Annotated in this window: 2 protein-coding genes; both read left to right on the top strand. The window is 58.2% G+C overall.

The features are described 5' to 3' along the window. Nucleotides 1-698, top strand: a 698-nt coding sequence (locus ACP5VX_RS05735) for a hypothetical protein (RefSeq protein WP_428724928.1), incomplete at its 5' end; no start/stop codon positions are given. Continuing rightward, complete coding sequence (locus ACP5VX_RS05730) at nt 677-3,706, top strand: Cas10/Cmr2 second palm domain-containing protein (protein ID WP_428724927.1); 3,030 nt, start codon at nt 677-679, stop codon at nt 3,704-3,706. The genes ACP5VX_RS05735 and ACP5VX_RS05730, both read left to right, overlap by 22 nt. Nucleotides 3,707-3,781: the final 75 nt, after the last annotated feature.

The raw sequence follows: 3,781 nt of genomic DNA, 5'->3' as shown, positions 1-3,781 counted from the left end.
TGGAAGACAGGCTTCTGAGGGTCTCGCTAACGCTACAAAAGGGTGAGAAACAAATTAAGAGAAGTTTCGACATCTTCAGCACGCTGTCGGTGTCCGAGCCTGAACGCAATGGTGTGGTGACAGCCGTCAACAACCTACAGGTCTACAAGATTCAGAGGACGGGCGGCCCCGCCAGGCTGTCGTTTGTAGGAAGCATTACGGCGGAGTTCTGGGAGGAGGGCAGCCTATTGTACGAGGTCGCAGTAAGACGAGTACCGCCTTCGGAAAGAATAGCCAACATCGCGCCGGGTCTAAAAAAAGTGTTCGACGAGTTCCAAAAAACGGTAGAGGAAAACGTTGACGAGCTCGAGACAAAGCTGCTGGACGTTATCAGGGGTTTCGGATGTGAACTGGCCAAAGCCGAGCTCGCCAAGATTGATGGTGTTAGCGAGTTGAACGATTACAGGGACCTGCTCATAAAAGAGGTTCTCCCCCTCTGCGAAAAAGACAAGTGCGCTCCGGTCAGGATAGGCTTCGGCGCCGGGCACGAGAGTAAAACGATCGCCCTATACCTCATGAGGCAAGGCCTCTACTCGGCTCTATCCCAGAAAATGAGTCAGCTTTTGAATAGGCAGTGGGACTCCAGCACGGTGAAGACCGTTACCGACAGCTACGGAAAGCTGGTAGGGGTGGGATGGTGCAGGCTCTGTCTAGAGTGATCTCCGCCGCACTCTGGTCCCTGCTCCACGACGTCGGCAAGCCCATCCTGAGGTACGTGATGAGGGCGGAGAACAATGTTGAGGAAGCTGACGCGCTTATGGACCTAGACCGTCTATTAGGAGAAGCGCGCTCGGTTAGAAGCCACGAGAAAATCAGCGAAGAGCTATGGAATAAGATAGCAGAGAGACTAGGTTTTGAAGACCGCGAGTTTGAGAAAGCGTTCAAGGAGATCAAAGATATAGTCAAGGACGCAGACGTGTGCGCGGCCCTGGAGAGGGGCTTGGAGGGTGAACTATCCGAAGCGAGGGAAAGGTGGCAGGCGGTTGAAAGCGAGGTACAGAAGCAGCTCCCCGGGTACACCCACTACAACGCACCGCTACTATCGCCGCTGTGGCTTACCATAGTCTCGGATGAGTACTCCTACACTAAATTCATAGGGCCGAGAACCGAAAAGGGGCAGGGCCGTAGCGGACATGGGGGCTTTAGCGGTGTCATACTCGGGGAGAAGGTCTGTTCTGAGCTAGAGGAGGTCCGCAGCCGGTTTGAGAGCCGCGACTACGAAAAGCTGGGCCCAGCTCTGGCCGGCTTGCTACAGAAACTGCGGGACAAGCCGTTATGGTACCCTCCGCGTCTTGTCGACACTAAGTACTTGGAGTCTCTCGCTCCCAAGACCTACCTGGAGTCCCTGAAAGAGACTTCCTACGCATCGATTGTGCGCTACCTAGTGAAATCCCTTAACAGCATGCTGAACGCTTATAGGAGGGTAGGGCTCGGATTCGTCGAGACTTTCGCGGAGGTTCTCAAGTACTCGACCATGCTCGTCCCTTCAGCGGTCTACCTAGCCGTAGTCCCCGACATCGGGTTGTACTCTCACTCAAAAGTAGTCTCAGCCCTCGCCACGTCGATGCTCCTAGGCAACAACAGCTTCAGGCTGCTGGTGATCGATGCTAGAGGTATACAGAGCTTCGTGTCATCGGTGGTCAGCCCCAGGGCTGCCTCGAGGGTCATTAGGGGCAGGAGTCTGCTCGTAGAGCTGCTCACCGACGCCCTCATCGAGTACGCTCTGGCCTTGTTTGGAGGCCTACCTAGGACCAACGTGCTAGTGGACGAGGGAGGGTCGGTCGTCCTGGTGGTGCCGGGACACGCAGACGAAGGCATGGATCTGTATTTGAGGAAGATGAGAGAGGTAGTCAGGGAGTCTGCTAGAAGATACTCCCTAAGATGGTCGATAGCCTACTCCAGCCCGCTGAGTAGAAAAAAGTGTGCTTCAGGTCTACTTGGTTGCGGGGGCGGCAGCAGCGCCGGCTTCAGGTCTGCCCTGGACGAGCTAGCCGAGAGGCTACCCCTAGCGAAGGCCGTCGACGACGCCGAGCTTTTGGGAGTAGAGCACGACGTGGGCGACATCGCAGGCTTCGACGCTCTAACGCGGGACGTCGTCACCAAAAGCGACCTGGCGAGCGGGGCGGGCTTCGCAGTTGCCGACGACTCCGCCGCCTACGCTTCTACAATAAGCGGGGGTAAGCTGGAGAAGGGCGACCTGGTCTCGGGCCTGACCCACCTAAGCCTGGTGGCTGGCAGCCTCAGCAGGAACCTGATCCTAGTGGTCTCGGTCCACGTGTTTAGGAGCAGCGGTCAAGCTGGAGTTGCCGAGCCTGCGGGTGAGGCTATTGAGAAGTTGAGAGACAGGTTGTTGGAGGAGCTTAGAAATGCCACGGGCGAGAGGTTCGCGAAGTCCCTGAGCTTCGAGTTCTCCAGTGGAGGATACAGGTTCGGCGTGGGTGTTATCCCGCTACCGGAGCTCGGCTCGTTGTACATCCTGGCGTCCCGCGTCGACGCGGTGAGCGTCAAGGAGCCCCCTGAGGCTGTTCAAGCAGTCGCGGCCCTCTTCAAGTCGCTTTACGGCACTGTGTTAAAGCCCGCCCTCGAAGGTCTTGGTGGCGGCGTGTTTGTGAAGGTCAGAATCAGGGCCGTCAACGTTGCCTCCGAGTTTATCGACTTGGTGGAAAGCTTGAGCGGCGTCATCGGAGAGCTCAGCGAACGCGGCTTCGAGGTCTCCGTACAGACGCTCTTCACGGGGGTCTACCACCCTGTCAAGGTCACCGAGAGCAGCGGGGTGAGAACTTACTCTCTCAAAGACCTAGACGAGTACCCGATGATAGCCATGGCCAAGTCGGACGGCGACTACGTGGGGGAGGTGAGGATGCTGCTCTCTTCCAGCCCATCACGGCTCGTGACGTTCTCCGACATACTGACGGTCGCTGTAAACGGGAAGCTCCACAGGCTGATGCTCGCGAGAGGCGGCGACACGATCGTCCTCTACGCCGGGGGCGACGACGTCTCGGTCTACGGCGACTGGTTCGACGTTGTGGAGAGCGTCTACATGTTCTACAGGGACGTGGCCCCCGCCGTGTACCCGCTGTCATTCTCGACCGGAGTCTACATAGCGGACTCCCGGACCCCTCTCCTAGAGCTCTACAAGCGGGCGGTGGCTGTCCTGAACGCGTTGAAGCATAGGGCGCGAGGCGGGGTCGTGCTAGAGCCTCTGACGAGCGAGAGCGTTGTCTCCGGGAGTGCCACGCTCAAAGCACTCAAGCCCCTCAATAGCTCAACCGGCTGGCAGGGGTACGGAGGCCTGTTGAGCTTGGAGAAAATCGTAGAACTCCTGAAGAAACCGGAGTTCATGGCCTTCGTCTCGGAGTTCAAGCGGGACCTAGTCCTGCTCTCGAAGATAGCGGGCGACTACCTCGAGACCCTCAAGGCCCCTCCGGGCGCGCAGGCTAAGCTGAGGCTGGCCAGTCTCGTGAACTACTACGCATACATGTGCGCGAGGCGCGGCGGGGAGCTGGACAGACATACCCCGGCTCTACTGGGCCACAAGCTTTGCTACGAGGTGGGAGAGGGCAACGAGAGTGTCGAGGACGCCCTACGCCGGCTAGCCAACTTAAAGACCCTACTAGACCTGGCACTACTGAAGGAGCGCCTGTCGCTCCCCAGGCCGGAAGTCTAGCACACATGCGAGTAGGCCCGTGAAGTACCCGCTCCCAACCCGGCGATTGCTGAGCCGCAACCACCAACCAGTGAA

It is taken from the genome of Thermogladius sp., assembly GCF_049970955.1.
Classification (GTDB): domain Archaea; phylum Thermoproteota; class Thermoprotei_A; order Sulfolobales; family Desulfurococcaceae; genus Thermogladius.
Note: the sequence above shows the minus strand (reverse complement) of the source record. Positions and strands in the feature narration are given on the sequence as shown.